At 57.4% G+C, this 26908-nt stretch carries 24 protein-coding genes and 2 tRNA genes; 14 read left to right on the top strand and 12 right to left on the bottom strand.

The genetic code is table 11. The features are described from left to right. Positions 1-195: 195 nt before the first annotated feature. The gene (locus tag J7399_RS14300; protein ID WP_209063537.1) at positions 196-387 is read left to right on the top strand and encodes a hypothetical protein; all 192 of its coding nucleotides are present in this window, start codon (positions 196-198) and stop codon (positions 385-387) included. A gap of 374 nt (positions 388-761) precedes the next feature. Here J7399_RS14300 and J7399_RS14295 read toward each other — a convergent pair. The 7 genes from J7399_RS14295 to phaC form a co-directional block, all read right to left on the bottom strand. Then, positions 762-837: transfer RNA gene (locus J7399_RS14295), tRNA-Val, on the bottom strand. Positions 838-906: 69 nt separating this feature from the next. Further along, positions 907-1488 carry a histidine phosphatase family protein gene (locus J7399_RS14290; protein ID WP_209079303.1) on the bottom strand — a complete coding sequence of 194 codons (582 nt, stop codon included), beginning with the start codon at positions 1486-1488 and terminating at the stop codon, positions 907-909. 133 nt (positions 1489-1621) lie between these two features. Next, positions 1622-1696: transfer RNA gene (locus J7399_RS14285), tRNA-Val, on the bottom strand. A gap of 19 nt (positions 1697-1715) precedes the next feature. Then, positions 1716-2210, bottom strand: a complete 495-nt coding sequence (locus tag J7399_RS14280; RefSeq protein WP_209079304.1) for an HU family DNA-binding protein — start codon at positions 2208-2210, stop codon at positions 1716-1718. Positions 2211-2363: 153 nt separating this feature from the next. Next, entirely contained in the window at positions 2364-2912 is a 549-nt protein-coding gene (gene phaR / locus J7399_RS14275; RefSeq protein WP_209079305.1) for a polyhydroxyalkanoate synthesis repressor PhaR, read from the bottom strand. Positions 2913-3047: 135 nt separating this feature from the next. Next, complete coding sequence (locus J7399_RS14270) at positions 3048-3494, bottom strand: phasin, PhaP (RefSeq protein ID WP_209079306.1); 447 nt, start codon at positions 3492-3494, stop codon at positions 3048-3050. 146 nt (positions 3495-3640) lie between these two features. After that, positions 3641-5434 carry a class I poly(R)-hydroxyalkanoic acid synthase gene (phaC, locus tag J7399_RS14265; RefSeq protein ID WP_209087050.1) on the bottom strand — a complete coding sequence of 598 codons (1794 nt, stop codon included), beginning with the start codon at positions 5432-5434 and terminating at the stop codon, positions 3641-3643. Between the two features lie 108 nt (positions 5435-5542). Here phaC and phaZ point away from each other — a divergent pair, with 108 nt between their 5' ends. The 5 genes from phaZ (at position 5543) to J7399_RS14240 (ending at position 12228) form a co-directional block, all read left to right on the top strand. After that, on the top strand, positions 5543-6814 hold the full coding sequence (phaZ, locus tag J7399_RS14260) for a polyhydroxyalkanoate depolymerase (RefSeq protein WP_209087048.1): 1272 nt from the start codon (positions 5543-5545) through the stop codon (positions 6812-6814). A gap of 601 nt (positions 6815-7415) precedes the next feature. Beyond that, complete coding sequence (locus J7399_RS14255) at positions 7416-11108, top strand: vitamin B12-dependent ribonucleotide reductase (RefSeq protein ID WP_209087047.1); 3693 nt, start codon at positions 7416-7418, stop codon at positions 11106-11108. 10 nt (positions 11109-11118) lie between these two features. Next, the gene (locus J7399_RS14250) at positions 11119-11376 is read left to right on the top strand and encodes a hypothetical protein (RefSeq protein WP_209087046.1); all 258 of its coding nucleotides are present in this window, start codon (positions 11119-11121) and stop codon (positions 11374-11376) included. 319 nt (positions 11377-11695) lie between these two features. Further along, on the top strand, positions 11696-11950 hold the full coding sequence (locus J7399_RS14245) for a type II toxin-antitoxin system CcdA family antitoxin (protein ID WP_209087045.1): 255 nt from the start codon (positions 11696-11698) through the stop codon (positions 11948-11950). Further along, a complete protein-coding gene (locus J7399_RS14240) occupies positions 11938-12228 on the top strand; it encodes a CcdB family protein (protein WP_209087044.1) in 291 nt (96 codons plus the stop codon). Before J7399_RS14245 ends, J7399_RS14240 begins: the two co-directional genes overlap by 13 nt. 71 nt (positions 12229-12299) lie before the next feature. On the opposite strand, the gene J7399_RS14235 is transcribed toward J7399_RS14240, so the two are convergent. Beyond that, on the bottom strand, positions 12300-13532 hold the full coding sequence (locus tag J7399_RS14235; protein WP_209087043.1) for a hypothetical protein: 1233 nt from the start codon (positions 13530-13532) through the stop codon (positions 12300-12302). Between the two features lie 179 nt (positions 13533-13711). Then, a complete protein-coding gene (gene lon, locus J7399_RS14230) occupies positions 13712-16114 on the bottom strand; it encodes an endopeptidase La (RefSeq protein ID WP_209087042.1) in 2403 nt (800 codons plus the stop codon). Between the two features lie 357 nt (positions 16115-16471). Here lon and J7399_RS14225 point away from each other — a divergent pair, with 357 nt between their 5' ends. Both J7399_RS14225 and J7399_RS14220 read left to right on the top strand, forming a co-directional pair. Continuing rightward, on the top strand, positions 16472-18046 hold the full coding sequence (locus J7399_RS14225; RefSeq protein WP_209087040.1) for a hypothetical protein: 1575 nt from the start codon (positions 16472-16474) through the stop codon (positions 18044-18046). Further along, entirely contained in the window at positions 18039-18293 is a 255-nt protein-coding gene (locus tag J7399_RS14220) for a hypothetical protein (protein WP_209087038.1), read from the top strand. Before J7399_RS14225 ends, J7399_RS14220 begins: the two co-directional genes overlap by 8 nt. A 13-nt stretch (positions 18294-18306) precedes the next feature. Here the strand turns inward: J7399_RS14220 and tgt are convergent, their stop codons facing one another. After that, entirely contained in the window at positions 18307-19437 is a 1131-nt protein-coding gene (gene tgt / locus J7399_RS14215; protein WP_209087036.1) for a tRNA guanosine(34) transglycosylase Tgt, read from the bottom strand. Positions 19438-19571: 134 nt separating this feature from the next. Between tgt and J7399_RS14210 the strand changes: the two genes are divergently transcribed. The 6 genes from J7399_RS14210 to tpiA all read left to right on the top strand — a co-directional run bounded on the left by J7399_RS14210 (position 19572) and on the right by tpiA (position 24574). Beyond that, the gene (locus tag J7399_RS14210) at positions 19572-20453 is read left to right on the top strand and encodes an SPFH domain-containing protein (protein ID WP_209087034.1); all 882 of its coding nucleotides are present in this window, start codon (positions 19572-19574) and stop codon (positions 20451-20453) included. 4 nt (positions 20454-20457) lie between these two features. Beyond that, positions 20458-20733: a hypothetical protein gene (locus tag J7399_RS14205; RefSeq protein ID WP_209063566.1), complete on the top strand. Its 276-nt coding sequence runs from the start codon at positions 20458-20460 to the stop codon at positions 20731-20733. Positions 20734-20836: 103 nt separating this feature from the next. Next, the gene (locus tag J7399_RS14200) at positions 20837-22816 is read left to right on the top strand and encodes a pentapeptide repeat-containing protein (RefSeq protein WP_209087032.1); all 1980 of its coding nucleotides are present in this window, start codon (positions 20837-20839) and stop codon (positions 22814-22816) included. Positions 22817-22949: 133 nt separating this feature from the next. Beyond that, the gene (locus J7399_RS14195; RefSeq protein WP_209087031.1) at positions 22950-23324 is read left to right on the top strand and encodes an SUF system Fe-S cluster assembly protein; all 375 of its coding nucleotides are present in this window, start codon (positions 22950-22952) and stop codon (positions 23322-23324) included. Positions 23325-23352: 28 nt separating this feature from the next. Further along, complete coding sequence (locus J7399_RS14190; protein ID WP_209063570.1) at positions 23353-23751, top strand: iron-sulfur cluster assembly accessory protein; 399 nt, start codon at positions 23353-23355, stop codon at positions 23749-23751. 79 nt (positions 23752-23830) lie between these two features. Continuing rightward, complete coding sequence (tpiA, locus tag J7399_RS14185; protein ID WP_209087030.1) at positions 23831-24574, top strand: triose-phosphate isomerase; 744 nt, start codon at positions 23831-23833, stop codon at positions 24572-24574. Between the two features lie 238 nt (positions 24575-24812). Here the strand turns inward: tpiA and J7399_RS14180 are convergent, their stop codons facing one another. Both J7399_RS14180 and J7399_RS14175 read right to left on the bottom strand, forming a co-directional pair. Next, the gene (locus J7399_RS14180; RefSeq protein WP_209087029.1) at positions 24813-26192 is read right to left on the bottom strand and encodes a TRAP transporter large permease; all 1380 of its coding nucleotides are present in this window, start codon (positions 26190-26192) and stop codon (positions 24813-24815) included. Next, on the bottom strand, positions 26192-26857 hold the full coding sequence (locus tag J7399_RS14175; RefSeq protein ID WP_209063576.1) for a TRAP transporter small permease: 666 nt from the start codon (positions 26855-26857) through the stop codon (positions 26192-26194). The genes J7399_RS14180 and J7399_RS14175 overlap by 1 nt, the downstream gene beginning before the upstream one ends. Positions 26858-26908 lie beyond the last annotated feature (51 nt).

Here is a 26908-nt window from a genome sequence, read left to right as displayed (position 1 = left end):
AGCGTGTGGTGGGGTTTATGCTGAGCGCTTAGGCGCGTCAAGCGGATATCCGCACGAAAATCGAAGAAATTTCACAAGCCCCTGCCAACCCGTATTTTTTCCGTTATGCACGACGTCGGGTTCGCTTTGAGCAATGACGGTTTTGTGATTAGATAGGCGCACTCGATTCAATTGCTTTTTGAAGGACAAAACAAAATGAAACCGATTTATGCTGCCCTTTGCATCGCCGGCCTGACCCTTGCAGCTTGTGGCCAACAAGAAGAGCCGGCCCCGATCACTGTACAGCCAAGCTTTGACAAAGCAGGCGACGCAAGCTGCCCAGGTGGCTATGAGCTGCAGAGCACCGAAACCGGCGCGCTGATCTGCTCCCCAATCGTCGCAGGCTAATTCAGAGCCAAGACGTGTTTCACCCCTTAAAGCGGCCCTCTGGGGCCGCTTTTGTCTTGGAGGCCCCTCGCGTAGGACATGACGGGTTCAAGCCCCCTCCCCCGAGGCAGTTTCCAGCCCGAACAGATCCTCAAACGCCCCGTCTCACTCCACCACGGTCCTTCAAAGAACTCCGCGGCGAAGCATCTGATAGCCCACCTGCGCGACTCGCGACCCGCGTGAGGAATCAGCCAACCCGCCCACGCGACGAAAGAAAGGCGGAGCGCGATTCCAAAGATCAAACGGTGCAGCAGTGAGGAAGAAACAAGAGGTAGCAAAAGCCAAAGATCAGAGACACCGTCTGGCGTCCGGTAGAGCTACATTCTGAAGGAGAATGGTGGGTCGTGAGAGGCTCGAACTCCCGACATCTTCGGTGTAAACGAAGCGCTCTACCAACTGAGCTAACGACCCGGTGAGGGCGGATTTAGAGAATACCGCGGGGGAGCGCAAGAGGGGATTTGAGAAAATCTCCAGAAATTTTCACTCGACCTGTAAAACCCGTTCCCGGCCGCCTTTCAGCTCATAGACGCAGCCCTGTAAATTCGGCAGTGCCGCCGTCTCTGCGTGGCTCAGCCCGCAGATCAGCCCGCGCAGCACCTGCCCCCACAATCCATGCCCCACCATCACCGTCGGCCGGTCCAAGTTTGCCAACACCGCACGCACCCGCGCCTCAAAGGCGGCATAGCCCTCCCCTTCCGGCGCTGCGCAGAAAAGATCCAGCGCTTTGGGATTCGCCCCATAGATTTCCGGATAGCGCGCGTCGATCTCATCCATGGTCATGCCCTGAAAGACACCGGCCTGCGCCTCAGCCAATCTTGCATCGCTCACCATCGGATGCCCACCCAGCGCAATCGCTGCGGTTTGCTGTGTCCTGCGCAATGGAGACACAAGGCAGTGCGGTTGGTGCGCTTTCAGAATCGGCGCGATCAAATCGGCCTGCTGACCCGCCTGCGCCCTTCCCAGCTCCGTCAGATCGCTTTCCAGCTGCCCCTGAACCCGCCGCACTGCATTCCACGTGGTTTGCCCATGGCGCAAAAACCAAATTGCCGGAAACTCTGTCATCTGCTGCCTCGTACGGCGCACATCGCACCTTTTGGCGGAGCCTAGCCCCGCACGGGCCCGCCGCGCAAGGAGATGAGATTTATAAATAAAAACGGGCGCTCACCCCGTTTAGGGGAGCGCCCGCTTGGAAGAATGGTGGGTGATAAGAGATTTGAACTCCTGACATCTTCGATGTGAACGAAGCGCTCTACCACTGAGCTAATCACCCGGTGACGCGGCTTCTATCCTCACTCCGCGGCCTCCGCAAGGCCCTCTTTGTCACTTTCTGCATCCCCGGACTTGGTCTCTGTATCCGCATCCGCAAGCTTGCGCCGCAGACGGAGATTCAGCACCTGCACATCGCCAACCGACTTCTGATTCTGGATTTTCACTTTGCCCAATTCCGGCAGGTTAAGTCCCTGCCCCTGCGCCAGGGTTTCCCCCAAAATCGCCAGCGCCGCCTCAACAGCAGGTTTCACATCACGCTTTTTCACGCCTGAGCGCATCACCACCGCTTCGATCAGATCCCGCTTGCGAAACGCCTCCGCTTCTTCCGCAGCGCCGGCTTCCTCAACAACCGGTGCCACAGCCTCTTCGGCAATCGCCTTGGCGCCCTTGGGGGCCTCGCGCAGGCTGGTGCTGGTTTTGCGGGTGGAGGTGCTGCGTGCACGGGTTTTGGTCGTGGCTTTCGCCCGCGTTGTGGTGCGTTTGCGTGTGCTTGTCCCTGTGGTGGATTTGGCCATTTTGGTCCCTCATTGGTCTGCTCGACAGCAAAAGCTTAACAAGCGACCGCTCAAAACAACAGGGAATTCCACATTCACATACAATATGTGCGCACAACTCACATCATGCGCACAAAATAATCCAGGCGATTTGGGTCGACAGAATCGCCCGCGTCACTTCAGTTTGGACAGCTTGTCCTGCAAATCCGCCAGCTGACGTTTGATCGCGTCCAGATCTTCGCCCTCGCCGCTTTCCGCGTCCGCTTCCGGCGCTGGTGAGGAGCTGCCCGGCCAGGCCATGCCGCCGGTCATCGCTTTCATGAAAGCTTCCTGTTGCGCCTGCATCGCCTCAAGCCCAGGCATCTTCATGCCGCCGCCCATGCTCTCCATGACTTTTTCTTGCCCTTCACGCAGCATCTCAAAAGATGTCTGCAGGAATTGCGGCACCATGGAGGTTGCTTGCGTAGTATAGGCCCGCACCAGATCGTTGAGCACATTCACCGGCAAAACATTCTCGCCGCGGCTCTCATGCTCGGCAATGATTTGCAACAGATACTGCCGCGTCAGGTCGTCGCCGCTTTTCAGATCCACGATCTGAACTTCGCGCCCGGATCGGATAAATCCGGCGATATCTTCAAGCGTCACGTAGTCGCTGGTTTCGGTGTTGTAGAGCCGGCGGCTCGCATAGCGCTTGATCAGCAATGGTTTTTTATCGTCACCCACGTCCATCTCCCCAATATTCATGCAGTGCAGAAAAAAGCCTATGCGACTGCAGAACAAAAAGAAAGGGCAGGCCTGAAGCCTGCCCTTGCAAACCGCGCATCGGGGAGGAGGAGAAGCGCGAGATTTGCGTAGTTTTTATTTTGCTGTCGCTTTTTTCGCAGCGGCAGTCACCTCAGAGGTGGCTTTTTTGACAGCTGCGGTCGCCTCTTCGCTGGCTTCCTTGCCCGCAGACATCAACAACTCGACGGTTTCCATCTGAACTTTTTTCGCAACTTCTGCAAAAGCGGCCATGTTTTCAGAAGCAACTTCGGCCTGTGCGGAAGCAAAATCGGTCAGCGCTTTGGCGTAATCGGCCGGCTCTGCTTTGGCTTTGGACATGTCGCCCAGCTTTGTCAGAGTGTCTTTGGTCCATTTGGAAGAAATCTCAGAAGACTTCTCTGCTGCACCAAGCGCCACAGCGGCGAGTTTCTCGTTCAGCGCTGCGGTGTTTTTGAACGCATCTTCAAAAGCCGAGGTATCAACTGGGAAGGAGCCCATCACGTCTTTGAACATTGCAGTTACGTCCTGTGCTGCTTTAGCCATTTTTCAGTTCCTTAATTGAATAACAGCCCAAGGAAGAAACAGATGATCAGGGCTGCGCGTCTAGTCTCTGAAAACAATATGTATACTGCATTGCGGCATTTCAAGAATTTTTTGCTGCATTGCAGCAAAAACCTATTAAGCCGCTATTATTTCAATGCTTTTTTCCGGACATATTCGCCAGGCGCGTCGCAGATCGCAGGATGCGTGCCTGTTCCTGGAACCCGCGCCTCCACCTGTTTGCCAGATTTCTTTGACAACCATGTGTCCCACCGCGGCCACCATGAGCCTTCGTGGAACGTGGCCTCCTCCATCCACTCATCCGCGGACAAACTCAGCTTGCTGTTGGTGTAGTGGCCGTACTTCTTTTTGCTCGGCGGGTTCACAATCCCGGCGATATGGCCGGACTGGGACACGATGAAGGTTTTGGAGCGGCTCTTGGTCTGCTGGTAGCCGTGATAGCAATCTTTCCAACGTGCAATGTGATCGGTTTCACAGGTCACCGAACACGTCGGAATGTCCACATCGGAAATCTTCAGCGTCTCGCCGCACAGCTCAAGACCTTCGCCAACAAACTTGTTGGACTGGCACAGATCACGCAAATACTGATGCGCCATCTTGCCTGGAAGGCCAGAACCATCCCCGTTCCAGAACAACAGATCAAATGCAGGCGGGGCCTCCCCCATCATGTAGCTTTTGATCGCAGGCGTATAAATCAGGTCATTTGAACGCAGAAAGCTGAAGGTGCGCTGCATGATGAACGACCGTAGCACGCCCTCTTCCTCAATTTCCTCATCAATCCCGTCGATGAAGTCATCCTGAAGGAAAGGTGTGAATTCGCCCTGATCGCCAAAATCCGTCAGCGTGGTGAAGAACGTGGCAGATTTCACCGACTCATCGCCGCGCTGTTTCATCAGAGACAGGGTCAGATGCATGGTAGTGCCGGCAATACAGTAGCCAACCACATTCACCTGAGGCTGCGCGGTGATCTCTTTGACCTGTGCAATCGCATCAAGGAACCCCTCCTCGATGTAGTCATCAAGCCCCACATCCGCCAAAGACCGGTCCGGATTGACCCAGCTGACCACAAACACCGTGTAGCCCTGCGCCACGGCCCAGCGGATCAGGCTGTTCTGCTCTTTGAGATCGAGGATATAGTATTTGTTGATCCACGGCGGGAAGATCACCAGCGGTGTTTCATATACCGTCTCGGTGCTGGGTGAGAACTGCAGCAGCTCATACATGCGGCAGCGGTACACCACCTTGCCCGGCGCCGTAGCGATGTTGCCGCCAATTTCAAAGGCGCTTTCATCCGCAAGCTTCACCAGCAACTCGCCGTTGTTGGCATCCAGATCCGAGATCAGATTCTCCAGCCCGTCCACAAGGCTCTGGCCTTCCGTCTCCACCGCACGCTCCAGCGCTTCCGGATTGGTGCCCAGAAAATTGGTCGGCGACATCATATCTATGATCTGCTGGGAGAAGTAGTCGATGCGTTGCTTATCTTTAGGGGCAAGCCCCTCCAATTCAGACACCGCAGTCTGAATGGCCTGCGCATTGCGCATGTATTGCTGTTTGAGCAAGTTGAAATAGGGGTGGCTCTTCCACAGAGGATGGGAGAATCGGCGATCAGTGGGCGTGTCGTCCTGCGGAGCAGCAAACTGCCCCTTCAGCATCATATTCTGGGCATCAACAAAGCCTTTGACCGATTTGCTCCAGAGATCGAGCTGGTTTTCGAGCACTTTGCCCGGATTATCCAACATACCTTGCCAATAGGCGCTTGCGGCATTCAGAAAGACTTCGGGTTCCGGGCTGTTCAGTTCATTTCTCAGGGGTTTATGGCGGCTCATGATGTCCGCGAGCTTTAATGACAACGCCTCAACTTTTGCGAGGTTGGCGTTCAGGCGATCCATTTTTTCACCTGCTTCAGTCTCATTTGTTGTCATATTAACCCATTCGTCCTATTCTCGCTGCTACGCAGCATAAAAATATCCGCCCCTGTAATACTAATGGGGAAACAAGTTACTGGATACCCCAAGGTAAGGAATACACACATGCGGTACATGGCCACGTATGATCTTATGGAAACCATGCGCAATACCAACCAATGGCTCGGCGCAACTGCTTCGGCCATGGCCTCCTACCCTGCGATGGCATTGGTTCCCAATCCGGCCCTGCAATGGATGCGGGCCTGGGGCGAAGTCACAGAGCGCACATTCCAGCGGATGGTTGTGAAGCCTGACTGGGGCATCGACAGCTTCACTTGTGAGGACGGCAAGGACCATATCGTCAACATCAACACTTTGGTTGAGCGTCCCTTTGGCGATCTGATCCATTTTGACGTCTCCGGCCGCGCGCCGATGAAACGCAAGGTGCTGCTGGTCGCGCCCATGTCCGGCCACTACGCCACCCTGCTGCGCTCGACCGTCAAAAGCCTCATTTCCGATTGCGAAGTCTATATAACCGATTGGCATAACGCGCGTGACATCCCGGTCAGCGAAGGCAAGTTTGATGTTGAGGATTACACCCTCTACCTTGTCGATTTTATGAAACACCTCGGCCCGGACATCCATGTGATGGCCGTCTGCCAGCCCGCGCCGCTGACGTTGGCCGCGACCGCCTATCTGGCCGGAGAAGATCCAAAGGCCCAGCCCCGCTCCCTGACGCTGATCGGCGGGCCGATTGATACCGAGGCCGCAGCCACTGAGGTCACAGACTTCGGCCACCGCGTGACTATGGGCCAGCTTAAGGAAACCATGATCCAGCGTGTCGGCTTCAAATATCCCGGCGTGGGGCGCATGGTCTATCCGGGCCTGCTGCAGCTTCATTCCTTCATGTCCATGAATGCGGAGCGCCACTCCAAGGCCTTCACCGACCAGATCATGCGCGTGACCCGCGGCGAAGCCTCCGACCACGATCAGCACAACCGATTCTATGATGAATACCTCGCGGTGATGGATATGACCGCAGAGTTCTACCTCTCTACCGTAGAGCGAATCTTCAAAAACAACGAAATCGCCAAAAACACCTTTATGGTGAAAGGCCGCCCTGTGGATGTGGGCAAAATCACCACCGTCGCGATCAAGACCGTTGAGGGCGCGAAAGACGACATCACCGCGCCGGGCCAATGTGTGGCAGCGCTCGATCTGTGCACTGGACTGCCAGACAGCAAGAAGGCCAGCCACGTCGAGCCTGACGCAGGGCACTACGGCATCTTTGCCGGCAAGAGCTGGCGCAACAACATCCGCCCGCTGGTTCTGGAGTTCATTGACGCAAACTCTGAGCCTCAGACTCGCAAGCCGGCCAACAAAAATACCGCTGCCTAAATCCTCAGCGCTGAAGTTTTGATCAAACAGGCTGCCTTCGGACGGCCTGTTTTTGGTTGACGTAAGGTCCAGCGGAGCAGATCCGGGCAGATCGGCAAAAATTTCTACATTTTTGCCATTTCCGCGCAGGTCAACACAACATCTAGTGAGAAATACAAGCTCTCAGATCACGATCTTGTGATTCATGAAGGATTTTCAGATGGTTACCGGCGCCAGCCAATTTTAACCTTCTATTAACCTTCTGTGGAGGAATCGTAGGCAGGCCAAAAACCGCCTCTCGCCCGCATTCGGTCAACAGAGAAAATCCTACTTTTTTGTAAATAAATTCGTTGACCCTCTATGTAAATTTACGCCAGTTTGTGGGGGCAGCCAAGAAAACACACTACATGTTGTGGCGCGAGGGGCGGCAGGGACAATTCGGAAATCAGCGCCAATTAAGGCCTTTAGCGACACCAGATATTGTGTGGTGCGCATCCCGGTTCCTTTTGCCTTTCGAAGTGAGACCCCGTCCGGTGGTCCAAACCGCATGTTTTTAGGCCGCTGAGGGCAAGGGCACAGGTGATGTGTCGGGGTTAATTTGGAACTGGGAACGAGGCAGGGCATGAAAATTCAACGGCGTTTCACCAAGACCGGACAGGACGCATACGCGGACCTCAACTTCGTGACCACCGAATCGGAAATCCGCAACCCGGATGGCACCATCGTGTTTCGCCTCGACAATGTTGAAGTTCCTGCCAGCTGGTCTCAGGTGGCCTCCGATGTGATCGCCCAGAAATATTTCCGCAAAGCCGGCGTGCCCGCGAAGCTGCGCAAAGTGCGCGAAAAGGATGTGCCTGAGTTCCTGTGGCGCTCTGTGCCTGCAAATGATGACGTACAACTAGGCGGCGAAACCAGCGCCAAGCAGGTTTTTGATCGCCTCGCCGGTGCGTGGACCTATTGGGGCTGGAAAGGCGGCTACTTCTCCTCTGAGGAAGACGCCCGCGCCTACTTCGACGAAATGCGCTTCATGCTCGCAACCCAGCGCGCAGCGCCGAACTCTCCACAGTGGTTCAACACCGGCCTGCACTGGGCCTACGGCATCGATGGGCCAAGCCAGGGTCACTACTATGTGGACTATAAAACCGGCAAGCTGACCAAATCCAAATCCGCCTACGAGCACCCACAGCCCCACGCCTGCTTCATTCAGTCCGTGGCCGATGATCTGGTGGGTGATGGCGGCATCATGGACCTCTGGGTGCGCGAGGCACGCCTCTTCAAATACGGCTCCGGCACCGGCACCAACTTCTCCTCGCTGCGCGCAGAAGGCGAATCTCTCTCCGGCGGCGGGAAATCCTCCGGCCTCATGGGCTTTCTGAAGATCGGTGACCGCGCTGCTGGCGCAATCAAATCCGGCGGCACCACGCGGCGCGCAGCCAAGATGGTGATCGTGGATGCGGACCACCCGGACATCGAAGAATACATCAACTGGAAGGTCAAAGAGGAGCAGAAGGTTGCCTCCATCGTGGCTGGCTCCAAGATGCATGAGCAGAAGCTCAACGCCATTTTTGCAGCAATCGGCTCCTGGGATGGTGCAGAGGCAGACGCCTATGACGCCAAGGTCAATCCGGCTCTGAAAGCTGCGGTACGTGACGCCAAAAGCGTCATGATACCTGAGACTTACATCAAGCGCGTGCTGGATTATGCCAAACAGGGCTACGCCAGCATCGAATTTCCAACCTATGACACCGACTGGGATTCTGAGGCCTATGCCTCCGTGTCGGGCCAGAACTCCAACAACTCGATCCGTGTCACCGACGCCTTCCTCAAGGCGGTCGAGAATGACGACGATTGGGAATTGATCCGCCGCACCGACGGCGAGGTCGCCAAAACCATCAAAGCACGCAAGCTTTGGGAAGATGTGGGCCACGCCGCATGGGCCTGTGCCGATCCGGGCATCCAGTACCACGACACCGTGAATGCGTGGCACACCTGCCCCGAGGACGGCGAGATTCGCGGCTCCAACCCCTGCTCTGAATATATGTTCCTGGATGACACGGCCTGTAACCTGGCCTCCATGAACCTGCTGACCTTCCTCAAGGACGGCCAGTTTCAGGCAGAAGACTACATCCACGCCACCCGCCTCTGGACGGTGACGCTGGAAATCTCCGTGACCATGGCGCAGTTCCCGTCCAAGGAAATTGCGCAGCTCAGCTATGATTTCCGCACGCTGGGTCTGGGCTATGCCAACATTGGCGGCCTGCTGATGAACATGGGGCTGGGCTATGACAGCACCGAAGGCCGCGCGATGGCCGGTGCCCTCACCGCAATCATGACCGGCATTTCTTATGCCACCTCCGCCGAGATGGCGGGTGAGCTGGGCGCCTTTGACGGCTATGCCCGCAACAGCCAGCACATGCTGCGCGTGATCCGCAATCACCGCCGCGCCGCCTACGGCAAAACCGAAGGCTACGAAGGTCTCGCGGTCAAACCGGTGGCACTCGACACCGCCAACTGCCCGGATCCGATGCTGGTCGCGCTTGCGCAGTCCAGCTGGGACGAAGCGCTGATGCTTGGCGAGAAAAACGGCTTCCGCAACGCGCAGACCTCCGTGATTGCCCCCACCGGCACCATTGGCCTGGTGATGGATTGCGACACCACCGGGATCGAGCCTGACTTTGCGCTGGTGAAGTTCAAGAAACTCGCAGGCGGCGGTTACTTCAAGATCATCAACCGCTCCGTTCCTGGCGCTCTGGAAAAGCTTGGCTATTCCTCCGCCCAGATCGAAGAGATTGTCTCTTACGCGGTGGGCCACGGCTCCATCGGCAACGCGCCGGGCATCAACCACACTTCTCTCATCGGCCATGGGTTCACCACCAATGAGATCGACAAGATCGAAGCGGCGCTTGGCTCTGCATTCGACATCCGCTTTGTCTTCAACCAGTGGACGCTGGGCGAAGAGTTCTGCACCAATGCGCTTGGCATTCCGGCGGAGAAACTCAACGATCCGTCGTTTGAGCTGCTCGCCCACCTCGGCTTCACCAAAGCCGACATTGAGGCCGCCAATGACCATGTTTGCGGCACCATGACCCTTGAGGGCGCCCCGCATCTCAAAGAAGAGCACTATGCGATCTTTGACTGCGCCAACCCATGCGGCAAGAAAGGCAAGCGCTACCTCTCCGTAGACAGCCACATCACCATGATGGCCGCCGCGCAAAGCTTCATTTCCGGCGCGATCTCCAAGACGATCAACATGCCAAATGATGCCACCATCGAAGACTGCCAGAAGGCTTATGAGCTCTCCTGGTCTCTCGGCATCAAAGCCAATGCGCTCTATCGCGACGGCTCCAAACTGTCCCAGCCGCTGGCCGCTGCGCTGGTGGAAGATGATGACGAAGCCGCCGAAGTGCTCGAATCCGGCTCGGTGCCTGAAAAAGCACAGGTGCTGGCCGAAAAAATCGTCGAGAAGATCGTGCTCAAAGAAGTGGCTCGCGGTCGGGAGAAGATGCCCGAGCGCCGCAAAGGCTACACCCAGAAAGCGGTTGTGGGCGGCCACAAGGTCTATCTGCGAACCGGCGAATACTCCGACGGCTCGCTGGGCGAAATCTTCATCGACATGCACAAGGAAGGCGCAGGCTTCCGCGCGATGATGAACAACTTTGCCATCGCGGTCTCCGTGGGCCTGCAATACGGCGTACCGCTGGAAGAGTTTGTCGATGCGTTCACCTTCACCAAATTTGAGCCTGCAGGCATGGTGCAGGGCAACGACAGCATCAAGAACGCAACCTCGATCCTGGATTATATCTTCCGCGAGCTGGCCGTGTCCTATCTCGACCGCACCGACCTGGCCCACATCAAGCCTCAAGGCACCAGCTTTGACGATATGGGCCGCGGCGAAGAGGAAGGCGTATCAAACCTCTCAGAGCTGTCAGAATCGGCCGCAAGCCGGTCTCTGGAAGTGCTGAAACAGATCTCCTCTACGGGGTATCTGCGCAAGCGCCTGCCACAGGAACTTGTGGTTCTGAACGGCGGCGGCGGGACCTCGCCGGAAATGGGCGATCCTATCCAAAAATTGAACACGCTTGTGCCGGAAACCGCTAGCGCGGGCGTATCAGACGTGGCATCCAGCGCCTCCGCCGCAACGGTGGCCACGCCGGCAGCTGCACCTGTCGCAACTCTTTCGATGGACGCACGGTCCAAGGCAAAGATGCAGGGCTATGAGGGAGACCCCTGCGGCGATTGCGGAAACTACACGCTGGTGCGCAACGGCACCTGCATGAAATGCAACACCTGTGGCGCGACAAGCGGCTGCAGCTAAGGAGAAGAATGTGACTACCACGAAGCGCAGAAGCCTTCGAGCCGAAGACATGACAGCCAGCATTCACGAGATATCACCTGCTGAAAAGCCACTCACGGATGATCTCGCCGTCGTCGGACGTATTTCTGTCCGGCGCGAATGGGCCAAGCAGGTCCGTCAGGGGGCCAAAGAAAAACTGCTGGGTGCGGAGACCTCCGGCCCCAAAGCAGTCAAAGACAGCGGCTACGCAGAGCAGCTGCTCTACGCGGCCAGCCAGCGCCGGGCCTGACCCCGCCGCCACACAAGATCCCGGGGGGACCTGGGTAGGGGGCAGAAGCCCCCGACGAAATATCCCGCCATCGTCCCTATTTCAGGTGGTGGTGATACCCGGAGCGGGTGCGCTCGCTCCGACGACATTCAGGCCGCAGGCAAAAAACATCGAGCGGTATATAGAGTGAGCCTGAATGGCGAAACTGGGGGGCCAAGCGCCCCCCAATTTTTTTCTTTTTGAGGGAATACAGGCGAGCGGATCTGGCTGCTGAGCCTTGGGCGTTTGCCTGAAACTCAATGTCGGTATATGTTTGCGGTATGTTGGGGAGTATCTGACCATGACAACCATCACGAAACGCAAAACCTCCCTCACGCTTGATGCAGAGGCGCTCGACGATGCCAAACAACTGGGCGTGAATGTTTCGGCTGTGGCAGAGGCGGCTCTCATCAAGGCCGTGGCAGAAGCACGCCACAAACAATGGCTGGAAGAGAACAAAAGCGCCTTTGCCGATCAATCCGATTGGCACGAACGCCACCGGCATCCGTTGGCTGACATCATGACGACCCCAAGGGCATCCTCTTGGAAAAGCTGACGCGCTACGATGTGGCTGAATACAATGGCGTTTCCATGGTCATTGTCGAAAGTTACTTGCTGCCTCCTGATGCCGCTGTTGTCGTCATCCCTCTGCTGACAGACTATCCAGCGGTGCGGCTCCTAAATCCTGAGATCGTCCACAATGGCGCACGCTTCATTCTCGCCACACGCCTGATTGCATCCGTGCATCGGCCAAGTCTGCGGCGTACTGGAACCGTGAAAGATCAAAGCGACCGCATTCTCCGTGCCATGGATGTGTTGTTGTCAGGTGTCTAGGCACATCCGACCAAGCATGAAAAAGCGCGCCACTCAAAGGGCGCGCTCTCAATATCAAACCTGCGTCTCAATCAGTGCGGAACACTGGTAGAAACGGCTGTTTTGTCGTCTTTGCGATAGGCGTTCAGCATCGCTTCAAAAGACGCAAAGATCTCGTGCATGTGTTTGCTTTTGTACGGGAAAATCGCATCTGAATCCATGTCGTGCACGATCAGCGCATTGTCCGCTTCAAACACCACCAGATTGCCGTCCCGATCCTCGGCGCAATCAATGCCGAAGTAGTTCAACCCGATGCCCGTGGTCAGCGCCTCAAACGCATGGCTGTGGCGTGCTGCGAAATCTGCGTCAAACGCTTCCATCCAGTCGGCCTCTTCCGCGCGCTTCTCCGGATGCTGCTCCATCTTTGCGTTCAGATACCAGACGTCCCACTGATCCGCGATCGCCATGTGACACGGGAAGGCTTTGCCGTTCACAAAAACAATCCGGTACTTGCGGAATTGGCCGTCATCAGGCGTCGCATAGTCCACATATTCAGAAACAAAGAAATCCGGCGCAGGTTGGCGCAGCAGGTAATCCACCAGCGCATCTTTATCATCGACTTTCTCAAGCCCCAGACCGGCATGAGAACCCACCGGACGGATGATGTAGGGACAGCCCCCTACCCCGGCCAGCACCGCTTCCTCCTGCCCCGCAACCAGCGCGCCAATCAGCGCGTCGCGTGTGATCCGGGTGGTCTTCGGGAAGCGCAGCCCGCGCACGTAAGGGAAGATGCGTGCCAGCACGTCACGGTCAAGGTCAACCGGCCCATCCGGCAGGTTGAACGTATGAACGCCGCTCTGTGCTGTCAGCCCGCGCACGGTCTCAAAAAACGGTGTGGCAATGTCGGAATCGGTCGGCACCGCACAGAACGCCACATCATGCTCCGGCAGCACATTCTGCGCGCCGGGTGTCAGGTCAGGATAATAGGTGATGATCTCAAAATCAGAGGTTTCCAGCAGGAATTCAATCGGCGTATTGCCCCCCACATGGCTCGGCTCCGCAAACACCAAGAGCTTGGGTTGCGCCGTTTCGCGCCGGTTGATGGAGAACATGCGATGGCCCTTCAGCGCCTTGGCCTGCCACTCCAGCCCCATCTCCTGATTTCCATGCAGCTGATCAATCACCGAGAGGTCCATAAAAATGCCGTCGGTGTCATCACTCTGCTCCGATTGTGTGAGCAGTTCAGCCCGCAGCGGCATCAAATCGATTCCGTCAAAGGCCATCTTCGTCAGCCGTGCAAGGCCGAGTCGTGTTTGAGGTTCCATTCTGGCTCCTGATGTAAAATGCCCCTCTGGGATGCCGGAATATGATTAATGATCAGTGGATCAAAACCCCGCTGTGACCGATTAAAATCACACGATTTTTTCTTAAAATTGGATACATCTAGCGCATAAAAAAACGCGCCAGATTGCTGACGCGTTTTCTCGTACTTTAAGCGGGCTTTTTAGTGCGCGCGGGCGCCTGTGCCCTCTTCAGATTTCAGCGCGGCTGCTGCGGCTTCTTCTGCCGCCTCGTCCCACTCAATCGCTTCAGGCTCTTCAATCAGCGCAAGCTTCAGCACTTCGGAGACATGTTTCACCGCGACGATTTCCAGACCGTCTTTCACGTTGTCCGGAATATCCGCCAGATCTTTCTCGTTCTCTTGCGGGATCAACACGGTTTTGATGCCACCGCGCAGCGCCGCCAAGAGCTTCTCTTTGAGGCCGCCAATCGGCATCGCATTGCCGCGCAGAGAGACTTCGCCAGTCATGGCAATGTCTTTGCGCACCGGAATGCCTGTCAGCACAGACACAATCGAGGTCACCATCGCAAGGCCCGCAGAGGGGCCGTCCTTAGGGGTTGCGCCATCTGGCACGTGCACGTGGATGTCGATCTTGTCAAAGACGGTTGGCTTCACGCCAATCTGCGGGCTGATCGAGCGCACGTAGGAGCTTGCCGCGTCGATGGATTCTTTCATCACATCGCCGAGCTTACCGGTGGTTTTCATCCGCCCCTTACCGGGCAGTTTCAAACCTTCGATATGCAGCAGATCGCCGCCCACGCTGGTCCATGCCAGGCCGGTGACAACACCGACCTGATGCTCTTCTTCCGCAAGACCGTAGCGGTATTTCTTCACCCCAAGGAAATCATCCAGATTCTCGGGAGTGACAGACACGCTTTCGGCGTCGCCTTTCACGATCTGTGTGACCGCCTTCCGGGTCAGCTTCGCCAGCTCACGCTCAAGGTTCCGCACGCCCGCCTCGCGGGTGTAGGTGCGGATCACCTCTTGCAGCGCCTCGTCAGAGACCTCGAACTCGCCCTTTTTCAGGCCGTGGTTCTTGATCTGCTTGTCGATCAGGTGCTGACGCGCGATCTCACGCTTTTCGTCCTCAGTGTACCCGGCCAGCGAAATGATCTCCATCCGGTCCAGCAAAGGCCCCGGCATGTTGTAGGAGTTCGCCGTGGTCAGGAACATCACGTTGGAGAGGTCATATTCCACCTCAAGGTAGTGATCCACAAAGGTGCCGTTCTGCTCCGGATCGAGCACCTCAAGCATCGCAGAGGCCGGATCGCCGCGGAAGTCCTGCCCCATCTTGTCGATTTCATCGAGCAGGATCAGCGGGTTGGTGGTCTTGGCTTTCTTCAGCGCCTGAATGATCTTACCCGGCATGGAGCCGATGTAAGTCCGACGATGGCCGCGGATTTCGCTTTCATCGCGCACGCCGCCAAGGCTGATGCGGATGAATTCACGCCCAGTCGCTTTGGCCACAGATTTGCCCAGCGAGGTTTTACCCACACCCGGAGGGCCAACAAGGCACAAGATCGGTCCTTTGAGCTTGGAGGAGCGCTGCTGCACCGCGAGATACTCGACGATGCGCTCTTTCACCTTCTCCAGACCGTAGTGGTCTTTGTCGAGCACCGCCTGCGCGCCTTTGAGGTCTTTCTTCACGCGGCCGCGCTTGCCCCATGGAATGGAGAGCATCCAATCCAGATAGTTGCGCACCACGGTGGCCTCGGCACTCATAGGGCTCATATTCTTGAGCTTCTTGAGTTCCGCGTCAGCCTTTTCCTTGGCCTCTTTGGAGAGCTTGGTCTTGGCGATCTTCTCTTCGAGCTCGGCGATTTCGCCTTCGCCCTCTTCGCCGTCGCCCAGCTCCTTCTGAATGGCCTTCATCTGCTCATTCAGATAGTATTCGCGCTGGGTCTTTTCCATCTGGGATTTGACGCGGGTTTTGATCTTTTTCTCAACCTGCAGAACACTCATCTCGCCCTGCATCAGGCCATAGACCTTCTCCAGACGCTCGCTCACAGACAGGGTCTCCAGAAGCTCCTGCTTCTCAGACACTTCAATGCCCAGATGCCCGGCCACCAGATCGGCCAGACGCGCCGGCTCAGCGGCTTCTTCCACCGCGCTCAGCGCCTCTTCTGGGATGTTCTTTTTGACCTTGGCATAACGCTCAAACTCATCGCCAACAGAGCGCAGCAGCGCTTCGATGGTGGCGGCGTCGCCTGGCATTTCTTCAAGCGGCTCAGCCGTCGCTTCAAAGAAGTCGTCGTTTTCCAAAAAGTCGGTGATTGTCACGCGGCTCTGGCCTTCGACCAGCACTTTCACAGTGCCATCGGGCAGCTTCAGGAGCTGCAGCACATTCGCCAGAACGCCGGTGCGATAGATGCCATCAATGTTTGGATCATCCTCAGCGGGATCCATCTGGCTCGACAGCAGGATCTGCTTGTCATCGGCCATCACCTCTTCCAGCGCGCGGACCGATTTGTCCCGGCCCACAAACAGCGGCACGATCATATGCGGGAAGACCACAATGTCGCGCAGCGGCAGGACAGGATAAGATGTGTTGAGAGGCTCTTGCATGAGTTTTCCTTGTTCTAGCAAAGCGACACAGGCCCCTCTTTGAGGCAGCCACTCGGCCACTTTCCGTTTCCTCGGCTTATTGATTTGGGGGCCGATGCCTCCGCTTTCAACAGCGTTTTGCTCGTTGGAGCACACAATGCCTTTACAGAGCGTAAGGAACAAGGCGGAAAGCCCCATCTCAGGTGATTTTTCGTGACGTAGGTTTGCCCCGTTTGATCGGCAAAAAGTTGCCGTAGCGGCAACCACGCCACAGCTGGGATCCCCCGCATCCCACACGGCGCGGGAAGTTAGGCAATAGATGGCATTTGTGCTAATGTTTCTGGGTATTTGCTAAGTATCCGGTTTTGAGGTGATTTTATGCGCAGGTTTGCGATCGTTGGGATTTTGGCCGTTGTGTTGCTTGGCGGCTTCCTCGCGCTTGGCACGTTCAGCCCCCGCCCGACAGAGAACGATGCTCCGCTTATGATCACGATGTCCGGCATCCCGCCTGAGGCATCTGAGACGGCCACCGAGTCAGAGGTGGCAAGCGTTCCCCCAAGCCCGACCCCGGAACAAGAGGTCGCTCCGGCAACAGACAGCGTGGTATCCGCACCGCGCGCAGATACCGCTGCACCAACTACCCCTGAGATCGCGGCAGAGCCCAGCGCTGAAGAGTCAAATTCGCAACGGGCCATGACAGCTCTACGCGCCGAGATTGGCGACGCTCAACAGCAGGCTCAATCTACACAACAGCCCACCCGTGGTCTGGTTCTCAACACTGCCGAGCAGATGATCCAAGACGGCGCGATAACGCCCGAAGCGCTGGCGCAAATGGACATTCCCACGGGAAGCATCGCCGCGCCCTCGACCACCACCGCTCAACCAGACAGCCCAACAAGCGCCCCCTTTGACGAAGCGCTCTCAATCCAGCCGGGCACGCTTCTGAGCATCGAAGACAATCCCGAACCGTTTGCCTCCGAAGAGCCACCAGTGATCGAAGACTTTGATGCCCCGCTTGAAATGGTGTTAGAGGCTCCCGATGAGTTTGAAAGCGCCTCAGACATCCCGGCAGAGGGCGCATTCGAACAGCTCGCGACAATGGATGTCAGCGCAACTGAAGACACCGCTGCCGCCCCTGTTGCGGAGGAAACCATCTCCGTGGAAGCGGCTTCTGACACGGTTGGCGCGGAGGAACGCGCCGAGACGGACTCTGAGGAGGTCGACGCCTTATTGGAAGCGCTGGAGCAAGGCGCAGATCTCAGCGAGCTCCTGCCGGCAACCGCCGCTAGTCCGCCTCCGTCTGACCGCATCATCCCCACGCATCTGTTTGCCGCACCGGGCCAGTTCCCGCCTGAGGGCTATCTGGCCTATGGCGTGGTGGCCTTCCCACAAAATCCGACACCGGACACAGAGGCGCGCTTCGCCATGCTGTGCCGCGCGTTTCAGGGCATCATCTCCTCCGTTGCAGGGGCCACAGCAGCTTTCCCTTCGGCCCGACAGGTTGTGACGATCTGGCCAGTCTCCAGCGCCGAGATCGCAAATGAGCTGAACTCCAGCCCCAACGGGCAAAAATGCGAGCTGGCAGCGAAGCACTACAACCTGCCCCACAGCGACTTCTTCATGGATGCGGCCCGCGCCGCAGGCGAAAACATCGGCTCAGATCGCGGCCCCTTCCTGCTGGCATGGAACCCGGGCCATTCCATCGGCACCATTGGTGCGCCGGTGCTGAGCAAGAACCTGAGCCTCGTTGTGACCAAACAGCAGGCCGAGGCTGATTTCCGCGCGTGGAAACGCAAGATCGCCGCAACCTGCTGGGATTGTCCGATCTATCGGTATGAGCTGCGCCGCACCTTGCGGCTTTACAGCGACTATCACGGCGCGCGCATCATTGGGGCCATTCGGGCAATGATCACGGATGTACTCTTGGGCGAAGGGGACAGCGACGATGCTTAAGAAACTCACCTCCCTCAAGTCCGCCTCCATTGCCGCGCTGCTTCTGGCGCTTGGCATGATGATGTGGGTTGACCCCACCACCCGCGACGGTGACATCGCGCTGGTGATTGTCTCGTTCCTCTTTTTCACCCTGATCCTGCGCGGCATCGGGATGCTGATCGATCTGATCTTTGACCGGCCAGCCGAGGATGCAGAGAGCGACGAAGACGAAAAAGCCCCCGCCGAGGGCGAGGGCCAACAAACTTAGGAAATCATGAGCCTTACAGCGGCTCAATGTCCCCTTGCGCACGCTGCGCATGGAAGTCCGCTTCCCAGGCCGCAAAGGCGCCTTCTGCGATGGCATCCCGCATGCCCTGCATAATCTCTTGGAAATAGTGCAGATTGTGCCAGGTCAGCAGCATGCCAGAGATCATCTCGTTGCTGCGGAACACATGATGCAGGTAGGCGCGTGAATAGTTGGAACACGCCGGGCAGCTACACTGCTCATCCAGCGGGCGCGGATCATCCGCGTGGCGTGCATTTTTGATGTTCACCACCCCGTGGCGCGTGAACACCTGCCCCGTCCGGCCCGATCGGGACGGCAGCACGCAATCCATCATGTCGATCCCGCGCTTGACGGCACCAACGATATCATCCGGTTTGCCCACGCCCATCAGATAGCGTGGCTTGTCCACCGGCAGCATGTCAGGCGCATAGTTCAGACAGCCAAACATCGCCTCCTGTCCTTCGCCAACCGCAAGGCCACCCACGGCATAACCGTCAAAGCCGATTTCTTTGAGTGCCTCAGCGGATTCTTCGCGGAAGTCCTGCTCGAGCCCACCCTGCTGAATGCCAAAGAGCGCATGGCCGGGGCGATCCCCGAAAGCATCACGCGAGCGCTGCGCCCAGCGCATCGACAGCCGCATGCTCTCTGCAATCCGGTCCCGATCCGCGGGCAGCGCCGGGCATTCATCAAAACACATGACAATGTCACTGCCCAAGAGCTTCTGGATCTCCATTGACCGCTCCGGCGTCAGCGCATGTTTGGAGCCATCAATGTGGCTCTTAAAGGTCACGCCTTTCTCCGTCAGCTTGCGCAGCCCCGCAAGGCTCATCACCTGAAACCCGCCGCTGTCCGTCAGAATTGGGCGCTCCCAGTTCATGAACTTATGCAACCCACCCAGACGGTCGATCCGCTCCGCTGTGGGGCGCAGCATCAGGTGATAGGTGTTGCCCAACAGGATATCCGCCCCGGTCGCGCGCACACTTTCCGGCATCATCGCCTTCACCGTTGCCGCCGTGCCCACCGGCATAAACGCAGGCGTGCGAATTTCGCCGCGCGGCGTGTCGATCACACCTGTACGGGCTTTGCCATCCGTGGCCTTAAGCGAGAACGAAAACTTCTCTGACATCACACACCTTCTTTCGGGGACATTTGACGTATTTTCCCCCTCCATACGCCCTCGCGTTTCGCTTGTAAAACACCCCCCAATCCCCATATTGCAAACCACAGAAACACAAGCATTTTTTGGGGAGCAGACCACATATGGAAGATCTGATTTTATCGTTGCTATCACAAAACATCGTCCTGATTTTGGGCGCTATTTTCCTGATCATCGTCGTTCTGAAAGGCGTGCGCATCGTGCCGCAGAGCGAAAAACACGTGGTCGAGCGCTTTGGCCGCCTGCATTCGGTGCTTGGGCCGGGCATCAACTTTGTCGTGCCCTTCCTTGATGTGGTTCGCCACCAGATCTCCATTCTGGAGCGTCAGCTGCCCAACGCCACACAGGACGCGATCACCAAAGACAACGTGCTGGTGCAGATCGACACCTCCGTATTCTATCGCATTCTGGAGCCGGAAAAGACCGTTTACCGCATCCGCGATGTGGATGGCGCCATTGCCACCACCGTCGCCGGCATTGTGCGGGCCGAGATCGGCAAAATGGATCTGGACGAGGTGCAATCCAATCGTGCACATCTGATCTCTTCGATCCAGAAAATGGTCGAAACCGCCGTGGATGACTGGGGCATCGAAGTGACCCGCGCCGAGATCCTTGACGTGAACCTCGACCAAGCCACCCGCGACGCCATGCTGCAACAGCTCAACGCCGAACGCGCCCGCCGCGCGCAGGTGACCGAGGCCGAGGGCCAGAAGCGCGCCGTTGAACTGCAGGCTGATGCGGAGCTTTACGCCGCCGAGCAATCCGCCAAAGCCCGCCGCATTGAGGCGGAGGCCGAAGCTTATGCCACCGGCGTTGTGGCCGAAGCGATCAAAAATAACGGCATCGAGGCCGCGCAATATCAGGTGGCGTTGAAGCAGGTCGAATCGCTCAACGCGCTTGGCAATGGCGAAGGCAAACAGACCATCGTCCTGCCCGCCGCCGCGATCGAAGCCTTTGGCGACGCATTTAAGCTCTTGAAAGGATAAGGATATGGCCGACCTCATGACAACATGGTGGGTCTGGCTCGCCGCCGCTTTGGTGCTCGCCATCCTCGAAGTGCTCGCCCCGGGCTTTGTCTTCCTCGGCTTCGCAATCGCCGCCGCCGTGGTCGGCCTCGCCCTCCTCGGCCCGCTGCAACTCCTGTCCGTGCCCATGCTGCTCCTGATCTTCGCCGCCGTCAGCTTGGCCGCCTGGCTCATCCTGCGCCGCCTGTTCGCGCTGCCCAAAGGCCAGGTCAAAACCTTCAAGCATGACATCAACGACTGACGTCAGTTAAGACCACCACAGCGTTTCAGGCAGCCCAAAGTTGTCTGAAACGCCAAACCTGCTACGCTGCCGCTATTCTTTAGGTTATTTGGTAGCAGTAGTTATGGCCGACCCCTCCGTCGAGCGGATCAACGCCCTCACCCAAAACGCGCGCAGCACATGGTTCGCTCTGCTCTCTGTGCTCCTGTTTGTCGGCATTACCCTAATGAGCGTGAGCGACATTGATTTCTACGGCGCAGACCGCGCCACGGACTTGCCGCTGATCAATGTCTCCGTCCCGACGCCGCTGTTTTTCTACGCTTCGCCGATCCTTACAGCGGCGGTCTACAGCTACTTCCACCTCTATCTGATCCGTTTGTGGGATGCGCTGGCCGACGCGCCCACGCGGATTGAAGGCCGTCAACTCAGCGACGCCGTGACGCCATGGCTGATCACCGACGCCGCACTCTTCGTGCGCCGCTTTCGTCGCAAGGACAACAGCGCCAAGCGTCGCCCCCTAGAATTCCCCTCCGCTCTGTTGAACATCATTCTGGCATGGGGCGGCGGCTGGCTCATTCTGGGTTTTGTCTGGTTGCAATCCCTACCCGCCCGCGAATTTTGGATGACAGCCGTCGCCGCCGCCTCCTTTCTGGCTGTACTTTGGGCCGGGCTGGCAAGCCTGATTATGGCTTGGCTGCGCTTAGGGCCACCAAAGGAGGTTTACCGCGTGCGACGGTGGACGATCCCCGGAGGACTCTTGTCTATATTTATCTTTGTGCCCGGCGTGTTCGCTTTCAGCTATCTGAAAACAGAAGCCCCAGACGAATGGCCTGCGAAGTGGGTAGAAGCTTGGCCGCAACTCCCAGAGTATATTGGCGAGCAACCGACGATCTGGCTTGCCGAACTCGATCTCACTGGCGAAGACATCGTAGAGCGCCCAGCCAACTGGCTCCCCTACGAAATAGCCCGCAAAGACTTTCTCGCCGTTTGGTGCAAGCGCGAAACGACCGCATGTGAAACAGAACTTGAACCACAAGCCTTTGTTGAAGAATGGCATCAGCGACTGAGTGCACAAGTAAGCGGATTGAGAAAACCCCATTGGCATACAGAAGAGGGTAGTCAGCTAGATTTAAGGGACGCACGAGCAGCCAAGGCCTACTTGCCGGGAGTGGACTTATCTAAGGCTCTCTTACAACGCGCCCTCTTGGTAGAGGCGCAGATGCAGGGAGCACGTTTGAATAGGGCAGAAATGTCGCATGCCATAATGCGTGGCGCGGAGATGCAACTAGCAAATCTCAATGGGGCAAAACTGCACCACAGTAAATTACAGTGGACAAATCTTAGCGGCGCAGACCTGAGTGGCGCCGAGATGCAAAATGCCAACCTGAGCGGAGCACAGTTAAACGAAGCAGTCTTTCGCTGGGCTAAAATGCAAGGGACAAATCTCTCAGGCGCGAAGCTGCAAGGTGCGAGTTTAGATAAATCGGAAATGCAAAAAGCGTTCCTAGCCTTAGCTGATCTAGAGAATGCTGATTTTAGCTTCGCTATTATGACAGGAGTTAACCTCAGCGGCGCAAAGCTAGTCAATTCTGACCTTATGGAAGCAAGCATCCAAAATGCTGACTTCACAGCCGCGAAACTACATAATGTCAATCTAAGTAACACAAAGTTACAAAACGTAAACTTCGATGGGTCCCTAATAGGGGCACCAATCAAAAACCCAATCGAGCTTTTTCAAACGGACCTAAGTGGTAGTCGTAACTATGGCGGCGCGATTAGATCCGTCGATTTTACCTACGCCAAAATAGACGCAAGTACAGACTGGAGAAATGTCTTTTTTGATGCATCTGTCTCGGTCCCCAAAGATATGAGAGACCGGATCGGATCACCGTGTTGGTGGGATTGGGTCGAAGCCAACCCGAAACCGCTAAAGGACTTTGAGTACTTTGCGCGATGGCGCGGATGGCTGAGCATCGAAGAAAAATGGGGAGATGATGGATGGGAGAGACTCGCGCCGCCCGAATTTCGAAACGTCCCTCTTATCCCCCCACCCGCCGACTGCAAATGGATCACCGATCCGCTCCCCGGCGCGGCGGAAAACTGACGAAATCCGCACCGCCGCGATACAGTCGCACTACCTCCTAAACACCAACCCTGCATTTTCGCCCCTTCCCCCCTCTGGACCTCTGAATTGGAATTTCCTATATGAAAACCTCAGGATTTATGTAGGACACAGCATGACACAGGCTCCCGATCCCGCCACCGATCCCGTCGAAGGCGCGCCGCTGATCACTCCGTCAAGCACGGATCACCCGCTGCACGAGCAGATCGTGGAGGCGTGCCGCAGCGTCTATGACCCTGAAATCCCGGTGAATATCTACGATCTGGGCCTGATCTACACGATCCTGGTCAATGACGAGAACGACGTGAATGTGATCATGACCCTCACCGCGCCCGGTTGCCCTGTGGCTGGCGAAATGCCAGGCTGGGTGCAGGAAGCTGTCGCCGGTGTCGGCGGTGTGCGCACGGTTGAGGTGGCACTTGTCTGGTCGCCGCCTTGGGGGATGGAAATGATGAGCGATGAAGCACGGCTTGAGCTGGGCTTCATGTGATCTCACAACGGGTTATAAAGGAAAGCTGATGTTTGGCATTCCCGGAAAACAAGCGGTCACCATGACCAAATCTGCCGCCGCGCAGATCTCCAAACTCATGGCCAAAGAGGGCCATGCGGGCCTGCGCATTGGCGTCAAAAAAGGCGGCTGCGCGGGCATGGAATACACCATGGATTACGTGACCGAGTCCGACCCGCATGACGAGCGTGTGGAACAGGATGGCGCGGTGGTGATGATTGCCCCCATGGCGCAAATGTTCCTTTTTGGCACCGAGATTGACTACCGCGTTTCGCTTCTGGAAAGCGGCTTTCAATTCAACAACCCCAATGTGGCCGATGCCTGTGGCTGCGGCGAATCCATCAAATTCAAGGACATGGATGAGCTGGCCGAACAGGTTGCCGCAAACGGAGCGCCGAAACTCACCTGAGCGCTTGACGTAAGCCGCCCATACTCGCATGACTTGCGCTCACACTAGATAGCTCGGGTCAACACACGGAGGGGCAGAAATGCGTCGCAAACTGGCAGCAGGAAACTGGAAAATGAACGGCACCGCCACAGCTCTGGCGGAGCTGGAAACGCTCGCCGCCGCAGGCGCGCAGGCGCAAACCGATGTGCTGATCTGCCCCCCGTCCACCTTGATTTCCCGCGCCGCCGCGATCAGCGGGCCTGTCGCCATCGGCGGTCAGGATTGCCACGCCAATGCCAGCGGCGCCCACACCGGCGACATCGCAGCCGACATGCTGAAGGATGCAGGCGCAAGCCATGTGATCTTGGGCCACTCCGAGCGCCGCGAAGACCACGGCGAAACCGATGCGGATGTGCGCAGCAAAGCCACCGCCGCCTGGGGAGCCGGGCTGATCTCTGTGATCTGCGTGGGCGAAAGCCTCGCGGAGCGTGAGGCCGACAACACGCTCGACATCATCGGCGGCCAGCTGGCGGGTTCCATCCCGGATGAGGCGACCGGCGAAAACCTCGTGGTGGCTTATGAGCCGATCTGGGCGATTGGCACCGGCAAAGTGCCCACCATGTCCCAGATTGGCGAGGTCCATGATTTCATGCGCACCCAACTGGAAATGCGCTTTGGCGAAGGCGTTGGCCGCTCTGTGCGCCTGCTCTACGGCGGCTCCGTAAAGCCCTCGAATGCCGCAGAGATCTTTGCAGTTTCTAACGTGGACGGTGCTCTGGTGGGCGGCGCAAGCCTCAAAGCAGCGGATTTCAGCGCCATCATCACCGCGCTTGACGCGGCCTGACACCGCTGGGTGGCGCGGGTCAAGGCGCGCGTGAGCGCCCGCGCAGCGGCCTGGCCTCGAGGCGGGCCGCGCAAGCCTGACACTGGGATTGGCGCGTTCAGGGCAGACCTGCCCCTGAACCGCTTCTCAACAAAACTTCCTAATCCTAACCCACAACAAAAAACGACGCCCCGAGATCGGAGCGTCGCCTTTGTTTTGTTCAGGATAAGAGTGCGCGGAAGCGCACCGCTTACTTCCCCTAGTTGGTGATGATCTCCGGCCCCATGACCGCATTGGGCAGCACGGTGGAAATCCACGGGATATAGGTGATCATGATCAGGAAGACGAAGAGCACTGCAAGGAACGGCAACGCCGCCCGCACCACGCCCATCATCGGCATCCCGGCCACACCGGAGGTCACAAAGAGGTTGAGACCCACCGGCGGCGTGATCATCCCGATCTCCATGTTCACCACCATGATGATGCCCAGATGGATCGGATCAATGCCCAGCTCAATCGCAATCGGGAACACCAGCGGCGCCACAATCACCAGAAGGCCTGAGGGCTCCATGAACTGACCACCGATCAGCAGGATCACGTTCACCACGATCAGGAACATCACAGGGCCGAAGCCAGCAGACAGCATGGCATTTGCAATGGTCTGCGGCACCTGCTGCTCGGTCAGAACATGCTTCAGGATCAGCGCATTGGCGATCACAAACAGCAGGGTGACGGTCAGTTTGCCGGCCTCAAACAGCGTGTGTTTGGTGTCTGCGTGGAAGAAGGATGTGACCAGCGCGTGTGGCTTCTTAAACAGGGAGACCTTCTGACCACCGTTGTTGTCTGCCGCCAGCGGGCCCATGTCTTTGTAGACAAAGCAGGCGATGAAGAAGGCGTAGACCGCCGCCACAGCCGCTGCCTCTGTCGGAGTGAACACACCGCCGTAGATGCCGCCGAGAATGATCACGATCAGGAACAGGCCCCAGCCCGCTTCCATGCCGCTCTGTGCGATCTCGCCAAAGCCGCGCCATTCGCCTTTGGGCAGGTTCTTCACCTTGGCCATCACATAGATGGTCACCATCAGCATCAGCCCCGCCAGGAGGCCCGGGATCACACCTGCGAGGAACATACGGCCCACGGAGACTTCTACAGCTGCCGCGTATACCACCATCACGATGGAGGGCGGGATCAGAATGCCCAAGGTGCCTGCGTTACAGATCACACCTGCGGCGAACTCTTTGGAGTAGCCGACCTGACGCATGCCTGCGATCACGATGGAGCCAATCGCCACAACGGTGGCTGGAGAGGATCCGGAGAGTGCTGCAAACATCATGCAGGCAAACACACCCGCAATCGCCAGACCGCCGGGCAAATGCCCCACACAGGCGATGGAGAAGCGGATGATGCGGCGTGCCACACCACCTGTGGTCATGAAAGAACTGGCCAGAATGAAGAACGGGATCGCCAGCAGGGTAAAGTGCCCTTCAAAGGCTTCAAACAGCGTGCCTGCCACCGAGGCCAGCGTCGCATCGCCAAAGATCAGCAGGAACAGGATCGAGCTGAGACCAAGGGAGACCGCAATCGGCACCCCGATCAGCAAGAGGCCAATCACCATGGCAAATAGTAGAACAACAGCCATCAGTCGTGCTCCCCTTGAAGTGCGCGCACTTCTTCAATTTCATCTTCAACTTCGTGGCTGGCCACCAGACGGTCGGTGTCGCCTTTCCAGATCGCGATGGAGGCCTGTGCAAACCGGAACACCAGAAGGAACATGGAGATCGGCAGCACGATATAAGGCACCACTTTGGGCAGTTTTTCGTATTCGTCACCGTAGTTGATCAGGTCTTCCAGAAACTTGAACGCGCTGACCATCGGCACGTCCTGCACCTCATAGAAAGACTGGCTGCGCGCCTTCAGATCAAAGCCGGTCGGGAACCAGCGGCCCGAAGTCGGCGGCAGATCCGCAAAGACCGCCCAATAATCATAGGCGCCTTTCAGCATCAGCAGCGAGAAGATCAGGCAGGCCGCAGCCGCGATCAGGCCAAGAACACGCGCCGTCGCCGGGCTCACCATGTTCAGGATCGCATCGACGCCCAGATGGCTGTGTTTCTTGACGGCATATGAGGCGCCCAAAAGCACCAGCCAGGCAAACAGGAAAACCGTCGCCTCCAGCGCCCAGAGAATGTTTGAGTTGAAACCGAACCGGGCAATCACATTGGCAAAAGTGATCAATGTCATGCTGCCCAGAAGAAACGCGATCAGCGTCTCTTCGATCCGGTCCACAAAGCTATGCTTGGTTTGCATTGTCCTGCGTCCCGCTTGTGTGTTGAGTGGATTTTGGTTGCAAAACGGGCG

Source organism: Shimia sp. R9_1, assembly GCF_017743775.1.
Classification (GTDB): Bacteria; Pseudomonadota; Alphaproteobacteria; order Rhodobacterales; family Rhodobacteraceae; genus Shimia.
This window is presented reverse-complemented; position numbering and strand designations above follow the sequence as displayed.